Source organism: Micromonospora sp. WMMD1102 (assembly GCF_029626265.1).
GTDB lineage: Bacteria > Actinomycetota > Actinomycetes > Mycobacteriales > Micromonosporaceae > Plantactinospora.
On record NZ_JARUBN010000001.1, the window covers coordinates 3,354,128 to 3,373,817 of the forward strand.

The window sequence follows — 19,690 nt, forward strand, 5'->3', positions numbered from 1 at the left end:
GGCGGGATGCTGGCTGTTCAGGACTTCCTCCCGGATCTGACGCGAGTTGCCGCTCCCGATCGTGCCAACGCCGTCCGACGATCCCGGCACACCGGCCGGCAAGTGTGGCGGACGCCTCAGTCCGCCGACCGGCGGCGGGCAGCGGTCGACCGGCGTCGGGAAGCGAGGCGTCAGCCCAGTTCGCAGGCGTCCAGTGAGCGTTCGTAACCGCCGAAGAACGCGTCGGTGCGCTGCTCCGCCGTGCCGTGCGCCCCCTCGGCGAACCACGGCTGGCCCGGGTCGTCGGCAACCGCCCGCAGCCCGGCGGCCAGCTCGTCGAGGTCGCCGTCCTCGATCGTCAGCGCCCGGGACCGCACCGAGTCCCCGAGGTACGCCCCGGCCATGCAGTCGGCCTGCAACTCCTGCTGGATGGTGAAGTCGTACCGGATGCCGAGTCGCACCTGCACGCCGTGCGCGTACTCGTGCCCGAGCAGGTAGAAGAGGAAGGCGTCGCCGACCTGCCGGAACGCGGCGACCGCCCAGTTGACGTCGTAGGCGATGAAGTCGCCGGCCGAACAGTAGACGGCGTTGTTGCGCGGCAGTGGCTGGCCGGCGCAGCCGATCTCACCCTCCCGCTGGTAGGCGGCGATCCGCCGGATCGGCTGGAACCGCTCCCCCGACGCCTCGAAGCGCTCCGTCCAGTACTCCTCGGCGACCCGTACCGCACCGGTGATGTCGCGCTGGAACTCGTCGACGGTCATCGTGCCGTCCGCCTCGGCGCTTCCGCCCGGCGTATCCGGCCCGCCCGGTGCCGGACCGCCCTCCCCGCCGTCGCCACCGGCGAAGCAGGCGGCCGCGACGACGAGCGTCACGCCCAGCGCGAGGAGCCGCCCGAGTCGGTCGGTACGGCGCAACGGACGCATCACGGCCCCTCCCACTGGACACCGGAACAGAAACACTTCCCAGGGTGGCGACCGGGTCAAACCCCGTGCCGGCCGGCCGGAGGCCCGAAGCCGTCTCCGCCGGACCGGCGCCCCCGACCCGAGAGCGGGCGCATTTCCCGCGTTCGCGTGAGGTTGTGGCGCCGGTTACCGGCAAGACCGCAGGCGTGACGACGACCGACGCTGCCGTACCACCGATCCCGGACCGCCCGGTCCGGTGCCGCCGTGGCGGGCCCGGTGCCGGTCCGGCCGCGCCGGCGGCCGGAGTTCCGACGATCGTCCCGCTGGCCCGGACCCCGCGCAACCTCGGCGCCCTCGCCCTGCTGACCGTCGCCGCCGCACCCGGCGACACACCAGTGTGGACAGTGCTGGTGCTGGTCCTGACCTGTGTCGCGATCCCACTCGCCGTCGGCCTGGACGGCGGCCCCGGGCTGGTCCGGACGCTGCTGCTCGGCGTCACCGCCACCCGAACCCGAACGACCGATCACCGGCAACGAGAGGAGAAACCGGTATGAACCGAATATCGCCGAACGACAGGCCCCAGCCCGAGCGTGACGGCGAGGGCTGGATCGACGTCGGGCCCCGCAACGTGGAGCTGGACCTACAGAACCTGGACCTGCTGGTACCGCCGCCGACCGACCGGGGCACGGTGCCCAACCTGAAGTTCTCGTTCTCCAACGCACACACCCGGATCGAGCGGGGCGGCTGGACCCGCGAGGTGACCCAGCGCGAACTGCCGATCGCCACAACGCTCAGCGGTGTCGACATGGCCCTCGAACCCGGCGCCTACCGGGAACTGCACTGGCACCAACAGGCCGAGTGGGGGTACGTGCTGACCGGCAGCTGCCGGATCGGCGCCGTCGACCAGGAGGGACGCAACTTCCTCGACGGGGTCGAGCAGCTCGCCGACCTGCCGGAGAAGGAGAAGTACATCTTCCCCGGCCAGGTGCCGCCGCCGCTGGACGCCGACCGGGTGGTCAGCCCCACCGGCGACGTGCCACGCACCTTCAAGCACCGGCTGCACGCCCAGGCACCGGAACGCTTCGACGGCGGCACGGTACGGATCGCCGACGTGACGAACTTCGCCGCCGCGACCACCATCTGCGCGGCCCTGGTGGAGGTCGAGCCGGGCGCGATGCGCGAACTGCACTGGCACCCCACCGACGACGAGTGGCAGTACTACATCTCGGGCAGCGGCCGGATGGGCGTCTTCGCCAGCTCCGGGGTGAACCGCACCTTCGACTACCGGTCCGGGGACGTCGGCTACGTGCCGTTCGCGTACGGGCAAGGACCGGCCGGGCCGACGTGGTCCGCAACGACGCCACCGCCCCGCCCAGGAGTTCCGGATCCCGCTGCACCAGTCCGGCGACGTGCTGCGCGACGCCCCATCACAGGCCGCTGTCGACCCGCTGCGCGACCCCGAACAGCCGCTCCGCGAGCTGGTGCGCCCGGTCCGCGTCACCGAGCGCCAGCGCGGCCCGGACCAGCGCCGGTGCCTGCTGCGGGACGAGCAGCAGCGGACGTACCGACCGGGCCAGCGCGTCGACGGCGGCCCGGAGGAACCCGGCGTGCCGGTCCGGTTCCGGGTCGAAGGCGGCGGCGCCGGCCAACCGGGCCCAGGCGACGGCGTCCGGCCAGTCCGCCGGCGGCTCGACGCCGGCCAGCAGTTCGCGGGCGGTCTCCGGGCGCCCCCGCCGGAACGCCACCTCCACCCGCACCGCCAGCAGCTCGGCGTGCACCTCGTCGGCGAGCTGACCGGACGGCCAGCGGCGCAGCGCCAGCTCCGCCCGGGTCGCCGCCTCCGGAAGCTCCCCGGCGGCGATCCGGAGCCGGCAGTCCAGCGCCGTCAGCATCGGCTGCGTCGCCGCGCCGAGCGTGCCCAGGTCCGCCTCGGCGAACCGCAGCGCGGTGCCGGCCTCCTCGTACTCGCCGCAGGCGAGCTGGCAGGCGATCCGCTCGACCCGCAGTACCGCGCCCTGCGCCCGGGCCGCCGGAACGCTCGGGTCGACCCGGCCGAGCAGCCGCCGGGCGGCCGGCAGGTCCCCGCCGGACAGCGCCGCTCCGGCCCGGGCCAGCGCCAACCGCAGCTCGCCGGCCGGGGCGGGCGCGTCGGCCTGGGCCTGGTCCGCCGCCGCCAGCAGCGACTCGATGTCGGGGTGGCCGAGCCGGCCCGCCACGGCGGCCAGCGTGGTGAGCAGCCAGCTCCGCTGGTCGGCACCCAGATCGGGCTGGGCCAGGGCGCGGTCCAGGTAGGCCAGGGCCAGCGAGGGGCGGCCGGTGGCGTACCAGGCGCCGAGCCGGCCGAGCAGCAGTGCCCGGTAACCGGCCCCGGCCCGGTCGGCCGCGATCTCGTCGTCCAGGATCGCCAGTGCCGGCTCGATCCGCCCGGCCAGCATCAGGTGGTCGACCGCGGCCAGCGCCCAGTCCCGGCGCAGTTGCGGCGCGAGCCCGGCGTCCCGACCGGCCCGGACCGCCAGCAGCAGGTCGGCCGCCGTCGCCGGATCGACCGCCGGATCGGCGACCAGCCGGGAAACCAGGGGTACGTCGACCGGCCCGGCCGCCTCCAGTACCCGTAACAGGTGGCCGGCGGCCGCCGCCGGGTGTCCCTGCTCGGCCAGTACCCCGGCCGCCCGGGTGTGCAGCGCGGCCAGCAGCGACGGCGGCACGTCCCGCCGGACGGCGTCCCGCAGTTCCGCCGAGCCGGGCCGTAGTCCGCCGGGCGAGTCCACCAGCGCGCCCTCGGCGACCAGTGCCTCCACGTCGTCGTGCAGCGCCGGGCCGGACCGCTCGGTCATCCGCTCCACGAACCAGACCTGGCACGGCTCGTCGCAGATCGCGACCGCCCGGAGGATCCAGCGCTGGGCGGCGGAGCCGAAAGGCTGCCCGCCGACCGCCGATCCGCCCGCCGCAGGCTCGTCCGCCGCCGATCCGCTCGCCGCAGGGCCGGCCGGCCGGTCCAGCGCGAACGACGTGGCCATGGCACCCCCTCGGCGGCGGCCGGCACCGGACACGAGACGGATTCGGCCTTCCGTTCCGAGGCTATCCAGGGCGTTCCCGACCGCGCCGGAGTTCGCCCGCATTCGCCGGCCGCACGCACCCCCGGGTCGCCGGTGCCCGGTCACCTGGCGTTGAAGTAGCTGGCCTCCGGATGGTGTACCACGATGGCGTCGGTCGACTGCTCCGGCACGAGCTGGTACTCCTCGGAGAGCCGGACCCCGATCCGTTCCGCGCCGAGCAACTCGACCAGCCCGGCCCGGTGTTCCAGGTCGGGGCAGGCCGGATAGCCGAACGCGTACCGGCAGCCCCGGTAGTCGGTGCGGAGCAGCCCGGCGAGGTCGGCCGGATCGTCGTCGGCCACCGTACCGCCGCCGGGCAGGGTCAGCTCGCCCCGGATCCGGCGGTGCCAGTACTCGGCGAGAGCCTCGGTGAGCTGCACCGACAACCCATGCACCTCCAGGTAGTCGCGGTACTCGTCGGCGGCGAAGAGCTTCCCGGCGTACTCCCCGATCGGCTGCCCGACGGTGACCAGTTGCAGCGCGACGACGTCGAGCCCGGCGCCCCGGGGCCGGAAGAAGTCGGCCAGGCAGAGCCGCCGCTCCTGCCGCTGCCGGGGAAAGCCGAACCGGGCCCGCTCGACCTCGCCCCGCTCGTCGAGCAGCACCAGGTCGTTGCCGTCGGAGTAGGCCGGGAAGTAGCCGTAGACGACGGCCGCCTCGAGCACCCGGTCGGCGGCGAGCCGGTCCAGCCAGGCGCGCAACCGGGGTCGCCCCTCGGTCTCCACCAGTTCCTCGTAGCTCGGCCCGGCGCCGCCGCGCGAGCCGCGCAGCCCCCACTGGCCGCCGAAGGTGGCCCGCTCGTCGAGCAGCGCCGCGTAGTCGGCCAGCGGGATGCCCCGGACCACCCGGGTGCCGTAGAACGGCGGCGTCGGCACCGCCAGGTCGGTCGGCACGTCGGAGCGGACCGAGTCGTCGGAGAGTTCGGGCAGCTCCGCGCCGACCCGGGCCCGCTGCCGATCCCGGCGGGCCCGCCGGGCGGCCAGCGCCGCCTCCCGCTCGGCGTCCACCACCGGGGCGCCGCCACGTTTCGCCGCCATAAGCCGGTCCATCAGGGACAGTCCCTCGAAGGCGTCCCGGGCGTAGTGCACCTCGCCGGCGTACGCCGCCCGGAGGTCGTCCTCGACGTACGAGCGGGTCAGCGCCGCACCGCCGAGCAGCACCGGCCAGCGCCCGGCGACACCCCGGGCGGCCATCTCGGCCAGGTTCTCCCGCATCACCACCGTGCTCTTCACCAGCAGCCCGGACATCCCGATGACGTCCGCCGCGTGTTCCTCGGCGGCGTCCAGGATCGCCGCGATCGGCTGCTTGATGCCGATGTTGACCACCTCGTAGCCGTTGTTGGTCAGGATGATGTCGACCAGGTTCTTGCCGATGTCGTGCACGTCGCCCTTGACGGTGGCCAGCACGATCCGGCCCTTGCCGCCGTCGTCGAAGCGCTCCATGTGTGGTTCGAGATGGCCGACCGCCGCCTTCATCACCTCGGCGGACTGGAGTACGAACGGCAGCTGCATCTGGCCGGCGCCGAAGAGTTCGCCGACCACCCGCATCCCGTCCAGCAGCAGCTCGTTCACGATCTCCAGCGCCGGCCGGCCGGTCAGCGCCTCGTCGAGGTCGGCCTCGAGTCCGTTGCGCTCGCCGTCGACCACCCGGCGCTTCAACCGCTCGTCCACCGGCAGCGCGGCCAGTTCCTCCGCCCGGCCGGCGCGGGCCGAGGCGGCGTCCACCCCCTCGAAGAGGTCGACGAACCGCTGCACCGGGTCGTGGCCGGGCCGGCGCCGGTCGTGGACCAGGTCCAGCGCCGCCGCCCGCTGCTCGTCCGGAATCCTGGCCATCGGCAGGATCTTGCTGGCGTGCACGATCGCGCTGGTCAGCCCCGCCTGCACGCACTCGTGCAGGAAGACCGAGTTGAGCACCTGCCGGGCCGCCGGGTTCAACCCGAAGGAGACGTTCGAGATGCCGAGGATGAAGTTCACCCCCGGATAGCGGCCGGCGATCTCCCGGATCGCCTCGATGGTCTCCAGCCCGTCCCGCCGGGTCTCCTCCTGACCGGTGGCGATCGGAAAGGTGAGGCAGTCGACCAGGATGTCCCGGCGGTCGATCCCCCACCGGCCGGTGAGGTCGTCGATCAGCCGGGACGCCACCCGGACCTTCCACTCCGCCGTCCGGGCCTGGCCCTCCTCGTCGATGGTCAGGGCCACCACTGCGGCGCCGTGCTCGCGGACCAGCGGCAGCATCCGGGCGTACCGGGAGTCGGGGCCGTCGCCGTCCTCGAAGTTGACCGAGTTGACCACGCACCGGCCGCCGAGCATCTCCAGCCCCGCCTCGACCACCGCCGGCTCGGTGGAGTCGAGCATCACCGGCAGGGTGCAGGCGGTGGCGAACCGGCCGGCGAGTTCGCGCATGTCGCGTACGCCGTCCCGGCCTACGTAGTCGACGCAGAGGTCGAGCAGGTGCGACCCGTCCCGGGCCTGGCTCCGGGCGATCTCGACACACGCCTGCCAGTCCCCGGCCAGCATCGCCTCCCGGAACGCCTTCGAGCCGTTGGCGTTGGTCCGCTCGCCGACCATCAGCACGCTGGCGTCCTGGTCGAACGGCACGTGGTGGTAGAGGCTGGCCACCCCCGGCTCCGGCTGCGGCGTCCGGGGCGGCGCCACCGGCCCGGCCCCGAGCCGGCGCACCACCGCCCGGATGTGCTCCGGGGTGGTGCCGCAGCAGCCGCCGACCAGGGTCAGGCCGTACCCGTCGACGAAGCCGGCCAGTGCCTCGGCCAACTCGTCCGGGGTGAGCGGATAGCGGGCACCGTCGGCGGTCAACTCCGGCAGCCCGGCGTTCGGCATCACCGACAGCGGGATCCGGGCGTGCCGGGACAGGTAGCGCAGGTGTTCGGTCATCTCGGCCGGCCCGGTGGCACAGTTCAGCCCGATCAGGTCGATGCCGAGCGGTTCCAGGGCGGTCAGTGCCGCCCCGATCTCGCTGCCCAGCAGCATGGTGCCGGTGGTCTCGACGGTGACCTGGCAGACCACCGGCAGCTCCCGGCCCGCCTCGGCGAACGCCCGCCGGGCACCCACCACCGCCGCCTTGGCCTGGAGCAGGTCCTGGCAGGTTTCCACGACCAGCCCGTCCACGCCACCGGCGAGCAACCCGGCCGCGTTGCGCTGGTAGGCGTCGCGCAGCTCCGGGTAGCCGAGGTGCCCCAGGGTCGGCAGCTTGGTCCCCGGCCCCATCGCGCCGAGCACGTAGCGGGGCCGGTCCGGGGTACCCGCCGCGTCGGCGGCCTGCCTCGCCAGCCGGGCGCCGGCCTCGGCCAGCTCGACGATCCGGTCCTCGATGCCGTACTCGCGCAGCGCGGAAAGGTTGGTGCCGAAGGTGTTCGTCTCGACACAGTCCGCCCCGGCGGTTAGGTACGCCTCGTGCACCGAGCGGACCACGTCGGGCCGGGTCACGTTGAGTATCTCGTTGCACCCCTCGTGGCCCTCGAAGTCGTCCAGGGTCAACCCGGCTGCCTGCAACATCGTCCCCATCGCGCCGTCGGCGACCAGCACCCGCCGGCCGAGCGCGTCACGCAGCGGAGTCGACACGCCTTGAGGCTAGTCCGGCCGCCGGTGCCGCGACCGGGGGTAGGCGTACCGTCCGCAGACGTACGGTCAGTCGGTCAATCATCCCTTCCGTCCGCGATGTCCGCCGACGACCGGATGGCGGGGACCGCCCGCCCGGCTCCCCTGCCGGGCCGAGCCGGCGCGGCCGGCGGGCCGCATCTGGGTCAGGGACGTAGGCTGGCGGACGTGAGGGACAACAGGGACGGCAGCACCAGGCACATCGCTGGCACCACCAGACGGCTCCGGACCGTCCGGTCCAGCCGCGGCACGCACGCTGGGGGTAGGGCGTGACCGAGTTCGACGGGCTGCCCATGCTGCGCTCGCCGGTCGCGATCGCGGCCTTCGAGGGCTGGAACGACGCGGCCGACGCCTCCACCGCAGCTGTCGAACACCTGGAACAGGTCTGGCAGGCGCAGCAGATCACCGAGCTGGATCCCGAGGACTTCTACGACTTCCAGGTGAGCCGGCCGACGATCACGATGGCCGACGGCGAGACCCGCCGGGTCGAGTGGCCGACCACCCGGTTCATGCGGGCCAGCCCGGACGGTACGGAACGGGACGTGGTGCTGATCCGGGGCATCGAACCGAGCATGCGCTGGCGCACCTTCTGTGAGCAGGTGCTGGAGGTCTGCCACAGTCTGGAGATCAACCGGATCGTGCTGCTCGGCGCGCTGCTCGCCGACGTGCCGTACACCCGGCCGCTGCCGATCAGCGGCAGCGCCTCGGACAAGGACGCCGCCGAGCGCTACCAGCTCACCCCGACCCGCTACGACGGCCCGACCGGCATCGTCGGGGTACTGCACGACGCCGCCACCCGGGCCGAGGTCGACGCCGTGTCGTTCTGGGTGCACGTGCCGCACTACGCCAACAACCCGCCCTGCCCGAAGGCGACCCTGGCCCTGCTGCACCGGGTCGAGGAGGTGCTGGACCTGCCCGTGCCGATGTCGGAGCTGGCCGAGGAGGCCGCCGAGTGGGAGCAGCGGGTCCGTACCGCCGCCGAGCAGGACGCCGAACTCGGCGAGTACGTCCGGGAGTTGGAGGAACGGGTCGGCGACGCCGGCATCCAGCCGCTGACCGGTGACGAGATCGCCCAGGAGTTCGAGAAGTACCTGCGTCGGCGCGGCGGCTCGGCCGGCCCGACCGCCGGCTCCTGGTAGCCGTAGTTCCGCACGACCTACACCCGCTGCCACCCCCGCCACGCACCCGGCACCCGGCCGCCGACGCCTTGTGCGGCGCGGCCGGGTGGCGTCGGCGCCACTTTCCCGGCGCTGCCGGGTGGCTTCCACCTACACCTGGACCACCAGAGGCGCTACCACCGCTGGATAGCGCCTCTGGTGTCCAGGTCGGCAAATGCCCATGTGTCCTTGGTTGGTTCGGGTTGCGTGGGGCACGCTTCGTACGGCATCCTAGGACACTAGTGTTGTTGCTGGACGGTAGGCGGGGTGGAAGTTGCAGATCAACCCGGGAGCGGCCGAGTTTCCGCACCGACAGATCGCCGGACAGTTGCGGGCCAGAATCCGCGCGGGCGACTGGGCGGCCGGTGAACGGCTGCCCTCCATCCCGGCCATCGCCGAGATGTTCGGGGTGGCCAAGCAGACTGTGCAACGTGCCATCGACCAGCTCCGGGTCGAGGGCGTGCTGATCACCAAACCGGGCTCCGGCACGTACGTCCGGGGCACCCGGCGCCGGCTCAACCGGCTCTCCCGGGGCCGGTACGGCGGTCACCGGGGCTACCACGCCGACCTGGCCGCCCGGTACCGGCAGCAGTTGGTGCAGGTCGGCCGGGCACCGGCCCCGCCCGAGGTGGCCGACGCGTTCGGGGTGCCCGACGGCACCGAACTGATAGTCCGGCGGCACCTGGTACGCACCGAGGAGGTGCCGGTCGAGGTCGGCGCCTCCTGGTTCCGTACCGCCGACGCCGCCGGCACCAGCCTGGAGCGCATGGAGGCGTACGGCCGGCCGCTCTACCAGGAGGCCGAGGAGGCGATCGGCCGGCGCTACGTCTCCGCCACCGACCAGATCAGCGCCCGGCAGCCGAGCCGGGAGGAGGCGGAGATCCTCCAGATCCGCCCGGACACTCCCGTGCTGCACCTGCTGCACGTCGCCTACGACGCCAACCACAGGCCGATCGAGGTGGCCCAGGCGACCTGGCCCGGCCCGATGACCACGCTGACCGAGCAGTACCAGGTCCCCGGCCCGGTGCCGGAAGCCGACCCGGACCCGGGCCTGGTACTCGGCTGACGCGCCGTCGGAGCGCCCGGCCGCCGCGCGCTGCACGAGCGCCCGGCCGCCGCGCTACAGATTGACGCCGAGCAGGGCGTCGATGGTGGCGGCCATCAGGTCCGGGGCGGCCGGGTCCGTGCCGGAGCCGGCCAGCGCGGCGTCCACCCAGCGGTCCACCAGGGCCAGCGCGCCCGGCGTGTCGAGGTCGTCGGCGAGCCGCTCGCGTACCCCGGCCAGCAGTTCCGGGCCGGCGGGCCCGGACGGCGCCGCGGCGGCCTCCCGCCACCGGGCCAGCCGCGACGTGCTCTCCTTGAGCAGGTCGTCGGTCCACTCCCGGTCACTGCGGTAGTGGCTGGCCAGCAGCGCCAGCCGCACCGCCATCGGGTCCACGTGGTCGGCCCGCAGCCGGGAGACGAAGACCAGGTTCCCCTTGGACTTCGACATCTTCTCGCCGTCCAGACCGATCATGCCGGCGTGTACGTAGTGCCGGGCGAACGGCTCCGCCCCGGTCAGCCGCTCGGCGTGCGCCGCCGAGCACTCGTGGTGCGGGAAGAGCAGGTCGTTGCCGCCGCCCTGGACGTCGATGGTGTCCCCGAGCAGCGCCATGGCGATCACCGCGCACTCGATGTGCCAGCCCGGCCGGCCGGGGCCGAGCGAACCGCCCTCCCAGGCCGGCTCGCCGTCGCGGGCGCCGCGCCAGAGCAGCGGGTCGAGCCGGTCCCGCTTGCCGGCCCGGTCCGGGTCCCCACCCCGCTCGGCGAAGTAGCCGAGCATCTGCTCCCGGGAGAGGTTGGACTCGTAGCCGAACCGGGGTGCGGCGGAGATGTCGAAGTAGACGTCCCCGGTGCCGTCGTCGAGCCGGTACCCCGCACCGTCGTCGACCAGCGCCCGGACCTTCTCGGCGATCGCCGGGACCGACTCGACGGCACCGACGTAGTGGGCGGGCGGGATCATCCGCAGCGCCTCCATGTCCTCCCGGAACAGCGCGGTCTCCCGCATCGCCAGGACCACCCAGTCCTCGCCGTCCCGCTCGGCCCGCTCCAGCAGCGGGTCGTCGATGTCGGTGACGTTCTGCACGTAGTCGACCTGGTGGCCACCGTCCCGCCAGACCCGCTGTACGACGTCGAAGGCGATCATCGTCGCGGCGTGTCCCAGATGGGTCGCGTCGTACGGCGTGATCCCGCAGACGTACATCGTCGCCGGGCCGGAGGGGCGGGTCGGGTGCACGCCACGGCGCGCCGAGTCGTAGAGAGCGAGCTGCGGTCCCCGGCCCGGCAACCGGGGAATCTCGTGACCCATCCAGGTTTCCATGGTCACCAGATTAGTCAGCCGGCCGGGCCCGGACCCCGGCCCGCCGGCAGGGGTGATCAGATCGACAGGAGCCGCCCGGCCACCCGGAACCCGGGAACGACAGGGAACCGCAGAGCGACAGGGATCCGCCCGGACCACCCGGCGTTCAGATCGGCGGCCAGGGGATGGCCGGCCACTCCTCGGAGGGCTCCGGAAACCGTGCGCTGGCCAACAGCCGGTCGACCCGGCGGGCCAGCGCGGCGACCTCGCCGACTGTCAGGTGCTCGGCCAGGCTCTCCCCCAGCGTGCCGGCGAGCTGGCGGGTCAGCTCGGTCAGCATCTCCAGCGCGTCCGGCGGCAGGTCCCGGCGGGACCAGCCCCAGAGCACCGTACGCAGCTTCTCCTCGACGTGGAAGCAGACGCCGTGGTCGACGCCGTAGATCCGGTCGTCCGGACCGACGAGCACGTGCCCGCCCTTGCGGTCGGCGTTGTTGATCACCGCGTCGAGCACTGCGAGCCGGGCCAGCCGGGGATCGTCGGCGTGCGCGAGGGCGTACGGGGCGCCGTCGTCGTCCCGGGCCGCCGCCACCCGGAACCAGCGGGCCGGCAGGCTGCGCGCGGGCACGAACCCGACCAGCGGCTCGGCCTGCTCCGGCTCGTCGATCCAGAGCTGGCAGGCGCCGGGGCCGAGCGGACCGTCCCGGAGCACCGTCGGCGGGACCAGATCCCAGCCGGTGGCCCGGGAGAGCAGGTACGCGGAGACCTCCCGACCGGCCAGCGTGCCGTCCGGGAAGTCCCAGAGCGGCCGCTCGCCCCGGATCGGCTTGTAGACGCAGCGGGCGGTGACCCCGTCCAGGGTCAGGAATCCCCGCAGCGTGGTGTTGGAGGCGTCGACCAGCCGGCCCTCCAGCTCGAACTCGCCGCCGCACAGCAGACGCAGGGCGTCACTCTCCTCCAGCACGGGTCGCAGTTCGGAGGAGGTCACCGGGCCGGACCCGGTGCCGGGACGGCGACGGTCACCGGTGGTATCCGTTGTGTCGCGGACAGAGGTGCCCGGCCGGGTCGAGCGGCTGGCCGCAGAGCGGGCACGGCGGCCGTCCCGCCGCCACCACCCGGCGGGCCCGCTCGATGAACTCGCGGACCGCCTGCGGGGTCAACCGGACCCGGAGCCGGTCGAGGTCGTCGTCCGGCTCCTCGTCGTCGGAGTCGACCTCCTCCTCCTCGCCGCCGAGTTCGACCTCAGCCTCGGCCTCACCGGCGGCGATCGCCTCGATCACCACCGTGGCGGTGTCGACGTCGAAGGCCAGCCCGAGGGTGCCGACCCGGAACTCCTCGTCGACCGGCGTGTCCAGCGGCTCGTTGTCCGAGGTGACCGGAGGCGGCTCCGGCAGCTCGACGCCGAACCGCCGGTGCGCCTCGGTCAGCAGTTCCTCCAACTTCTCGGCCAGCAGGGAGACCTGGACCTTCTCCAGCGCCACGCTGACCAGCCGGCCGCCACCGCGGGCCTGGAGGAAGAACGTCCGCTCACCCGGCGGACCCACAGTTCCGGCGACGAACCGCTCGGGCGGCTCGAATGCGTGCACCTGGTGGGTCATACCCACGACCCTATCCGCCCGGCTACCACAGCGCGCAGCCCACCGACGCGAATCACCGTACGCCCGGCTCCGGTGCGGCGACGGCGCCGGTCCACGAGGCGCTTCCCGGTGCACCGGTCCACCGTTCGTCACCCGGCGCACCGGTCCACCGGGCGACGAACGCCGGGGCGGTCGACTGGGCGACGGACGCCGGGGCGGGGCTGCCCTCGCCGGGGCGGCGGGTCACCGCTGCCGCCCGTCCGCACCGGCGCCCGATCCGGCACCGGCGGCGCCGACGCCGCCGCCGACCGCCGCGTCCGAGGAGACCGCCCGGGGGCGGCGACGGCGACCGGTACGCGGCGGAACCAGGCCGGTCAGGTCGCCGCCGGTGTCGTTGAGCCGAAGTACGAAGGGGCGGACCGGGGTGTAGCGGATGCCGGTCACGGAGCCCGGGTCGGCCACGATCCGCTGGAACTGGTCCAGGTGTACGCCCATCGCGTCCGCCACGATGGCCTTGATCACGTCACCGTGGCTGCACGCCAGCCAGATCGCCTCCGGCCCGTGCTCGGCGGTGACCTGGGCGTCCCACCGGCGTACCGCCTCGACCGCCCGGGTGGCCATCCCGGCCATCGACTCCCCGTCCGGGAAGACGGCTGCACTCGGGTGCTGCTGCACCACCTTCCACAGTGGATCCTTGGCGAGCTTCTTCAGCGGCTGGCCCTGCCAGGCCCCGTAGTCGCACTCGACAAGCCCCTCCTCGACCACCGGTACGGCGTCCGGCAGCGCCAGCTCCAGGGTCTGCCGGCAGCGGATCAGCGGACTTGTCACCACCGCCGCCAGCGGGATCGCCCGGAGCCGGCCGCCGACCGCGGTCGCCTGGGCCCGGCCGGTCTCGTCCAGCTCGACGGGTTGCCGTCCGGCCAGGCCGCCGTCGGCGTTCGCCGTGGTCCGGCCGTGCCGCAGGAGCAAGAGGGTCGCCACGCTCACACCCTACGTTCCGGTCCCGGCCCGCCCGCGCGAGCCGCCCGAATCGCGCCCGCGCCGCCACGGACCGGTGCCGGGAGGTCGAGCGGCCGAGCGGGTGCGTCGCGGCCGAACGGGCGGGTCAGGGGCAGGGGCAGGGGCAGGCACAGGTGGGGGAAGCGGGTTGGTCAGGGGCGGGGTCGGCCTCAGGTGGCCGAGATCGTGCCGGTGAGCAGCAGGGCCAGTACCAGGCTGCCCAGCGCCACCCGGTAGAGGACGAAGACGTAGAGGGTGTGGTGCGCGACATAACGCAGCAGCCAGGCGATGGCGGCGTAGCCGACACCGAAGGCGATGATCGTGGCCACCACCATCTGCGCCGGGGTGGGGATCGCGCCGCCGCCGCTGGTGTCGAAGACGTCCGGGAGGCTGAAGACCCCGGACATCACCACCGCCGGGATGGCCAGCAGGAACGAGTACCGGGCCGCCGCCTCGCGGGTGAGGTTGAGGAAGAGCCCGGCGGTGAGCGTGCCGCCGGAGCGGGACACCCCGGGAATCAGCGCCATCGCCTGGGCGAGACCCATCACGATGCCGTCCCGCAGGGTGAAGTTCTCCAGCCGGCGGGTCTGCCGACCCCAGTACTCGGCGAAGGCCAGCACGAAGGCGAAGACGATGAGCGTGGTGGCGACCAGCCAGAGGTTCCGGGCGGCGGTACGGATCTGGTCCTTGAACAGGAGGCCGAACACGCCGATCGGGATCGACCCGATGATCACGTACCAGCCCATCCGGTAGTCGAGGCTGGACCGGACGGAGGGGTCCCAGATGCCGATCACCCAGACCCGGGTGATCCGCCAGATGTCCTTGGCGAAGTAGAGCAGCACGGCGGCTTCCGTGCCGAGCTGGGTGACCGCGGTGAACGACGCACCGGCGTCCTGGTCGAAGAAGATCGCCGAGGTGATCCGCAGGTGGCCGGAGGAACTGATCGGCAGGAACTCGGTGAGGCCCTGGACGATCCCCAGGACGATTGTCTCGATCCAGCTCACCCGCGCACTCCGCTCCCCGCCGTACTCCGCCCGCCGTCCGCCGGTCCCCGCTGGCCGGGCCCGTTCACTCGCCGACCCCGGCGAGGTCCAGCGCCTCGGCGCAGGTGCGCAGGGTCTGGATGCCGCTTTCCGCGTCGGCGACGAAGAGGCTCACCGAGAGGGTCGTCACGCCGGAGGCGGCGTACTCGCGCATCTTGTCGGCGATCCGCTCCTTCGGCCCGAGCAGCGAGGTCCGGTCGATGAACTCCAGCGGTACGGCCGCCGCCGCGTCCCGCTGCCGCTTGGCCAGGTAGAGGTCCTGCACCTCACGGGCGGCGTCGCCGTAGCCCATCCGGGTGGCGAGCTGGTTGTAGAAGTTCTGCTCCCGGCTGCCCATCCCGCCGAGGTAGAGCGCGGCGTACCAGCGGACCAGCTCGGCGCAGTTGGCGACGTCGTCACCGACCACCACCGGCACGCTTGGCACGATGCCGAACCCGGCGAGCTCCCTGCCGGCCTTCGCCCGGCCGGCGGCGACGGTGCGCAGCTGGTCGGCGGCGAAGTCCGGGGCGAAGAAGATCGCCAGCCAGCCGTCGGCGATCTCACCGGCGAGTTCGAGGTTCTTCGGGCCGACCGCCGCCAGGTAGATCGGGATCTCCTCGCGGGGCGGGTGGAAGCCGAGCCGCAGCGCCTTGCCGGGGCCGTCCGGCAGCGGCAGCCGGTAGTGCGCGCCGTCGTACTCCACCGGCTTGCGGGCGATGGCCAGCTTGACGATGTCGACGTACTCCCGGGTCCGGGCCAGCGGCTTGGCGAACCGCACCCCGTGCCAGCCCTCTGAAACCTGTGGGCCGGAGACGCCGAGGCCGAGCCGGAACCGGCCGCCGGAGATCGCGTCGATGGTCGCGGCGGTCATCGCGGTTGCGGCCGGACTGCGCGCCGGGATCTGCATCACCGCCGAGCCGACGTCGATCCGCTCGGTCTGGCCGGCGAGCCAGGCCAGCATGCTCGGCGAGTCCGAGCCGTACGCCTCGGCCGCCCAGACCACCGAGTAGCCGAGCCGGTCCGCCTCCCGGGCCAGGGCCAGATGGTCCGCCAGAGTGCTCCACGCCGTCTGGTATCCGAGGCTGAGCCCGAGTCGCACTGGTCCCTCTCCCCCATCCGTTCGCAAGTCGCATCAGGGTACGCAATGACCCCCGACCGCCCTCCGCTGACCCGCCGATGCCGGACCCATGCCCGGAAGTCGGTTTTGTGGCGGTCCGCGCTGACCGACGCCGTGGACCGGTCCGGGAAGCCTGGCCGGGATGGTGGGAGCGAGGATATCGGCGGAGCGATGTTCTGAATAAGGTTCAACCATGCGACAACGACCGCTCGGCCGAAGCGGGCTGGCGGTTTCCCGGCTCGCGCTCGGCACCATGACCTGGGGTCGGGACACCGATGCGGACGACGCCGCCGCCCAACTGAAGAGTTATCTCGATGCCGGCGGCAATCTCGTCGACACCGCCGACGTCTACGGCGACGGCGACGCGGAGGCGGTGATCGGCTCCCTGCTCGGCACCCTGGTGCCCCGCGACGACCTGCTGATCGCCACCAAGGCGGGGCTGCGGCCCGGTGCCGACCGCCGCCGGGACACCTCCCGGGGTCACCTGCTGCGCACCCTGGACGCCTCGCTGCGCCGGCTCGGCACCGACCACGTCGACCTGTGGCAGGTGCACGGCTACGACCCCGCCACCCCGCTGGAGGAGACGCTGGCCGCCCTGGACCACGCGGTGAACAGCGGCCGGGTCCGGTACGTCGGCGTCTCCAACTTCTCCGGCTGGCAGACCGCCCAGGCGGCCACCTGGCAGGCCGCGTTCCCCGGCCGGGCCCCGGTGGTCGCCGCCCAGGTGGAGTACTCGCTGCTGGAGCGCGGCGTCGAGCGGGAGCTGCTGCCCGCCTGCGAGAGTCTGGGGCTGGGTGTGCTGCCCTGGTCGCCGCTGGGTCGCGGGGTGTTGACCGGCAAGTACCGGCACGGCCGCCCGACCGACTCCCGGGCCGCCTCGGCGCACTTCGAGCCGTTCGTCGCCCGCTACCTGGAGCCGCGCTGCTCCAGCATCGTGGAGGCGGTGGCCACCGCGGCCGGCGGTCTCGGGGTGTCGCCGCTGGAGGTGGCGCTGGCCTGGATCCGGGACCGGCCCGGAGTGGTCGCCCCGATCCTCGGCGCCCGCACCGTCGGCCAGCTGCTCGGGGCCCTCCAGGTGGAGCGGATGACGCTGCCGCTGGAGATCACCCGGGCACTCGACGACGTCTCGGCCGTCCCGGTCGGCTACCCGGAACGGGACAGCTGAGCCCGGGGCAGGACGGGAGCGCCGGGGACAGGACGAGAGCGCCGAGGGCAGGACAGGATCGCCGAGGGCAGGACAGGATCGCCGAGCCCGGCCACCAGAACGCGACATCGCCGCGACCCGGAACGCGACATCGCCGCGACCGGAACGGGACGTCCGGTCGCCGGTCGGACACCACGGCAGCTCACGGCGGGGAAGGACTGGTGCCACCCCGCGACGGTGGGCAGGATAGAGGACATGGACTACGAATACGCGCCATTGCGGTTACCGCCGAATGTCGACCGGATGACCGCGATGGCGCAACTGGCGATCCAGGCCGAGTTCTCCGGCTGGGAGCTGGCCCGGGTGCGACTGTTCCGTGACGGTACGCGGCAGGTGGTGCTGCGCCGCCGCGTGGTCAACCAGTCGCAACCGGGCCTCTCCTACTAGCTCCCCGGGCTGCCAGCCCACTTCCGCCCCGGGGGTGCCGCCGAGCCGCCCTACCGGGCCTGCTCGGCCTCCTCGTCGGCCTCGGACAGGAACGGGTGCTCGTCCAGCCGGCCGACGAGCCGGTCGTCGGCCCCCGGCGTGAACGGCCCGCTGCTGTCCTCGTCGTCGAAGGACTCCAGATCCAGCGGCACCGAGACCTCGCTGACCATCACGACGCCGTCCAGCGGCTCCAGCTCCGGGATGTCCAGGGCGCCGAGCGACCCGTCCCCGGTCTGCAACAGCTCCAGCACGGCCTCGCCGACACCCTCCACCACCGGCGACTCCTCCTCGTCCGGCACGGCGGCCCGGCGGGCTGCCTGGGCCACGCGGAGTAGGGCGGCGACGCTCGGCACCCGGTAGTCGCGCCGGTGGCGTACGGAGAGGACCAGCGGGTGCGGGTCGTTCGGCTCCGAGCCGTCGGCACCGCCCAGCCCCACCCCGAAGCGCTCGTCCGCCTCGTCCGGGTCGATCGCCTCCACGTCCCACGGCGTGACCTCGCCGAAGGCGTCGAGCAGTTGCTCATCGTACGCGTACGACGCGTTGTTGAGCTCGACGTACGCCTGCCAGACGGCATCGTCGTCGATCCGGCCGTCGGCGGCCCGGACCGCTGCCAGGTGCGCCCGGGCGGTCTCGACGACCCGTTCCAGGGCGGCGTCCAGCTCGGCGTGCTGGTCGGTCATGGTGTGGCCTGTCCCTTCGCTGCGATGTCACCGGCCCGCCGGGGCGACCGTGGTGCCGGGCGGGCAGTCGATCCGCCGACACGGGCCGGGAACCGACGGACCGGGATTGGGTGGAACCGGAAGTGGATGGATCAACCGGGGAACCGTAGACGAGTGCCGCCGGATCCGCCAGGTGGACGGATGGTCAGCTCTGCCGGAGGAACCGGTCGAGCACCCGTACGCCGAACTGTAGTCCGTCGACCGGCACCCGCTCGTCGATGCCGTGGAACAGCGCGGAGAAGTTCAGGTCGGCCGGCAGCCGCAGCGGCGCGAAGCCGAAGCAGCGGATGCCGAGCTTGGCGAACGCCTTCGCGTCGGTGCCGCCGGAGAGCATGTACGGCACCGGCCGGGCGCCCGGGTCCTCGGCCCGCAGCGCCGCCGCCATCGCGTCGACCAGGTCGCCGTCGAAGCTGGTCTCCAGCGCCGGCTGCCGCTGCACGTGCTCGATCTCGATGTCCGGCCCGATCACCTCGCGCAGCTGCTCCATCAACAGCTCGGACTGGCCGGGCAGGCTCCGGCAGTCGATGGTGGCGCTGGCCCGGCTCGGGATCACGTTGTCCTTGTAGCCGGCCGCCAGCCGGGTCGGGTTGGCGGTGTTCCGGACCGTCGCCCCGATCAGGTTGGCGATCGGCCCGAGCTTGGCGATCGCCAACTCCGGATCGTCGGGGTCGAGTTCGATGCCGAGCGCCTCGGAGACCTGCTCCAGGAAGGCCCGCACGGTCGGGGTGACCACGATCGGGAACCGGTGCCGGCCGACCCGGGCCACCGCCTCGGCCAGCGCGGTGACGGCGTTGTCGTCGTGCACCATGGAGCCGTGCCCGGGGCGGCCCCGGGCGTGCAGCCGCAGCCACTCCAGGCCCTTCTCGGCGGTTTCGATCAGATAGAGCCGCAGGTCGGGACTGACCGTATAGGAGAAGCCGCCGACCTCGCCGATCGCCTCCGTGCAGCCCTCCAGCAGCTCGGGATGCCGCTCGACCAGGAAGTGCGCGCCGTACTCGCCGCCGGCCTCCTCGTCGGCGGTGAAGGCGAGCACCAGGTCGCGGGGCGGGCGTACCCCGGTGCGCTGCCAGTCGCGGAGCACCGCCAGCACCATCGCGTCGAAGTCCTTCATGTCGATCGCGCCCCGGCCCCAGAGGTAGCCGTCGGCGACCTCGCCGGAGAACGGGTGCACCGACCACTCGCTGGCGTCGGCCGGTACGACGTCCAGGTGCCCGTGCACCAGCAGGGCGCCCCGGCCCGGGTCGGTGCCGGGGATCCGGGCCACCAGGCTGGTCCGGCCGGGTGCCGACTCGCGTAGCTGCGACTCGACGCCGACCTCGGCGAGCTTCTCCGCCACGTACTCCGCGGCGCGGCGTTCGCCGACGGTCGTCTCGGGGTCACCGGTGTTGCTGCTGTCGATCCGGAGCAGGTCCCGGCACAGCTCGACGACCTCGTCGGCGGCGCTCGGGAAGGCGGAGGACCCGGGCTGGCTACTCATGCGGTTCTTCATACCAGCCGGGCGGCCCCGCGCGTCCCGCCCCCACCCGGTGTCGGGGTTTCGCCGT

17 protein-coding genes and 1 pseudogene are annotated in these 19,690 nt (G+C 73.3%); 6 read left to right on the plus strand and 12 right to left on the minus strand.

The genetic code is table 11. The features are described from left to right. Positions 1-170 precede the first annotated feature (170 nt). Positions 171-902, minus strand: a complete 732-nt coding sequence (locus tag O7626_RS14955; RefSeq protein WP_278066169.1) for a neutral zinc metallopeptidase — start codon at positions 900-902, stop codon at positions 171-173. A gap of 185 nt (positions 903-1,087) precedes the next feature. Between O7626_RS14955 and O7626_RS14960 the strand changes: the two genes are divergently transcribed. Continuing rightward, positions 1,088-1,435: a hypothetical protein gene (locus O7626_RS14960; RefSeq protein WP_278061767.1), complete on the plus strand. Its 348-nt coding sequence runs from the start codon at positions 1,088-1,090 to the stop codon at positions 1,433-1,435. After that, a pseudogene (locus O7626_RS14965) lies at positions 1,432-2,142 on the plus strand (cupin domain-containing protein); the annotation flags it as partial. The gene O7626_RS14960 and the pseudogene O7626_RS14965, both read left to right, overlap by 4 nt. A gap of 166 nt (positions 2,143-2,308) precedes the next feature. On the opposite strand, the gene O7626_RS14970 reads toward O7626_RS14965, so the two are convergent. Next, complete coding sequence (locus tag O7626_RS14970) at positions 2,309-3,898, minus strand: helix-turn-helix transcriptional regulator (protein WP_278061768.1); 1,590 nt, start codon at positions 3,896-3,898, stop codon at positions 2,309-2,311. Positions 3,899-4,038: 140 nt separating this feature from the next. After that, positions 4,039-7,554, minus strand: coding sequence for a methionine synthase (metH, locus tag O7626_RS14975; RefSeq protein WP_278061769.1), 3,516 nt, complete (start codon positions 7,552-7,554; stop codon positions 4,039-4,041). 305 nt (positions 7,555-7,859) lie between these two features. Between metH and O7626_RS14980 the strand changes: the two genes are divergently transcribed. Further along, positions 7,860-8,729 (plus strand): PAC2 family protein, encoded by an 870-nt coding sequence (locus O7626_RS14980; protein WP_278061770.1) that lies wholly within the window; start codon positions 7,860-7,862, stop codon positions 8,727-8,729. 292 nt (positions 8,730-9,021) lie between these two features. Then, entirely contained in the window at positions 9,022-9,813 is a 792-nt protein-coding gene (locus O7626_RS14985; protein WP_278061771.1) for a GntR family transcriptional regulator, read from the plus strand. 54 nt (positions 9,814-9,867) lie between these two features. Here O7626_RS14985 and mshC read toward each other — a convergent pair whose 3' ends face one another. The 7 genes from mshC to O7626_RS15020 form a co-directional block, all read right to left on the minus strand. Then, complete coding sequence (mshC, locus tag O7626_RS14990) at positions 9,868-11,106, minus strand: cysteine--1-D-myo-inosityl 2-amino-2-deoxy-alpha-D-glucopyranoside ligase (protein ID WP_278061772.1); 1,239 nt, start codon at positions 11,104-11,106, stop codon at positions 9,868-9,870. Between the two features lie 145 nt (positions 11,107-11,251). Next, positions 11,252-12,055, minus strand: coding sequence for an SCO1664 family protein (locus O7626_RS14995; RefSeq protein ID WP_278066170.1), 804 nt, complete (start codon positions 12,053-12,055; stop codon positions 11,252-11,254). A gap of 46 nt (positions 12,056-12,101) precedes the next feature. After that, the gene (locus O7626_RS15000; protein WP_278061773.1) at positions 12,102-12,680 is read right to left on the minus strand and encodes a DUF3090 domain-containing protein; all 579 of its coding nucleotides are present in this window, start codon (positions 12,678-12,680) and stop codon (positions 12,102-12,104) included. Positions 12,681-12,732: 52 nt separating this feature from the next. Beyond that, positions 12,733-12,906, minus strand: a complete 174-nt coding sequence (locus O7626_RS15005; protein WP_278061774.1) for a hypothetical protein — start codon at positions 12,904-12,906, stop codon at positions 12,733-12,735. Beyond that, positions 12,903-13,640 (minus strand): histidine phosphatase family protein, encoded by a 738-nt coding sequence (locus O7626_RS15010; protein WP_278061775.1) that lies wholly within the window; start codon positions 13,638-13,640, stop codon positions 12,903-12,905. The genes O7626_RS15005 and O7626_RS15010 overlap by 4 nt, the downstream gene beginning before the upstream one ends. A gap of 188 nt (positions 13,641-13,828) precedes the next feature. Next, on the minus strand, positions 13,829-14,662 hold the full coding sequence (locus O7626_RS15015; RefSeq protein WP_278061776.1) for an undecaprenyl-diphosphate phosphatase: 834 nt from the start codon (positions 14,660-14,662) through the stop codon (positions 13,829-13,831). A gap of 64 nt (positions 14,663-14,726) precedes the next feature. After that, the gene (locus O7626_RS15020) at positions 14,727-15,779 is read right to left on the minus strand and encodes an LLM class F420-dependent oxidoreductase (protein WP_278061777.1); all 1,053 of its coding nucleotides are present in this window, start codon (positions 15,777-15,779) and stop codon (positions 14,727-14,729) included. A gap of 211 nt (positions 15,780-15,990) precedes the next feature. Between O7626_RS15020 and O7626_RS15025 the strand changes: the two genes are divergently transcribed. Beyond that, positions 15,991-16,962: an aldo/keto reductase gene (locus O7626_RS15025; RefSeq protein ID WP_278061778.1), complete on the plus strand. Its 972-nt coding sequence runs from the start codon at positions 15,991-15,993 to the stop codon at positions 16,960-16,962. Between the two features lie 234 nt (positions 16,963-17,196). Further along, entirely contained in the window at positions 17,197-17,388 is a 192-nt protein-coding gene (locus O7626_RS15030; protein ID WP_278061779.1) for a DUF5703 family protein, read from the plus strand. 50 nt (positions 17,389-17,438) lie between these two features. On the opposite strand, the gene O7626_RS15035 is transcribed toward O7626_RS15030, so the two are convergent. Together O7626_RS15035 and O7626_RS15040 are read right to left on the minus strand one after the other, a co-directional pair. Beyond that, entirely contained in the window at positions 17,439-18,107 is a 669-nt protein-coding gene (locus tag O7626_RS15035) for a hypothetical protein (RefSeq protein WP_278061780.1), read from the minus strand. A 184-nt stretch (positions 18,108-18,291) separates the two neighbouring features. Next, positions 18,292-19,623 (minus strand): M20/M25/M40 family metallo-hydrolase, encoded by a 1,332-nt coding sequence (locus tag O7626_RS15040; protein WP_278061781.1) that lies wholly within the window; start codon positions 19,621-19,623, stop codon positions 18,292-18,294. Between the last annotated feature and the right edge of the window lie 67 nt (positions 19,624-19,690).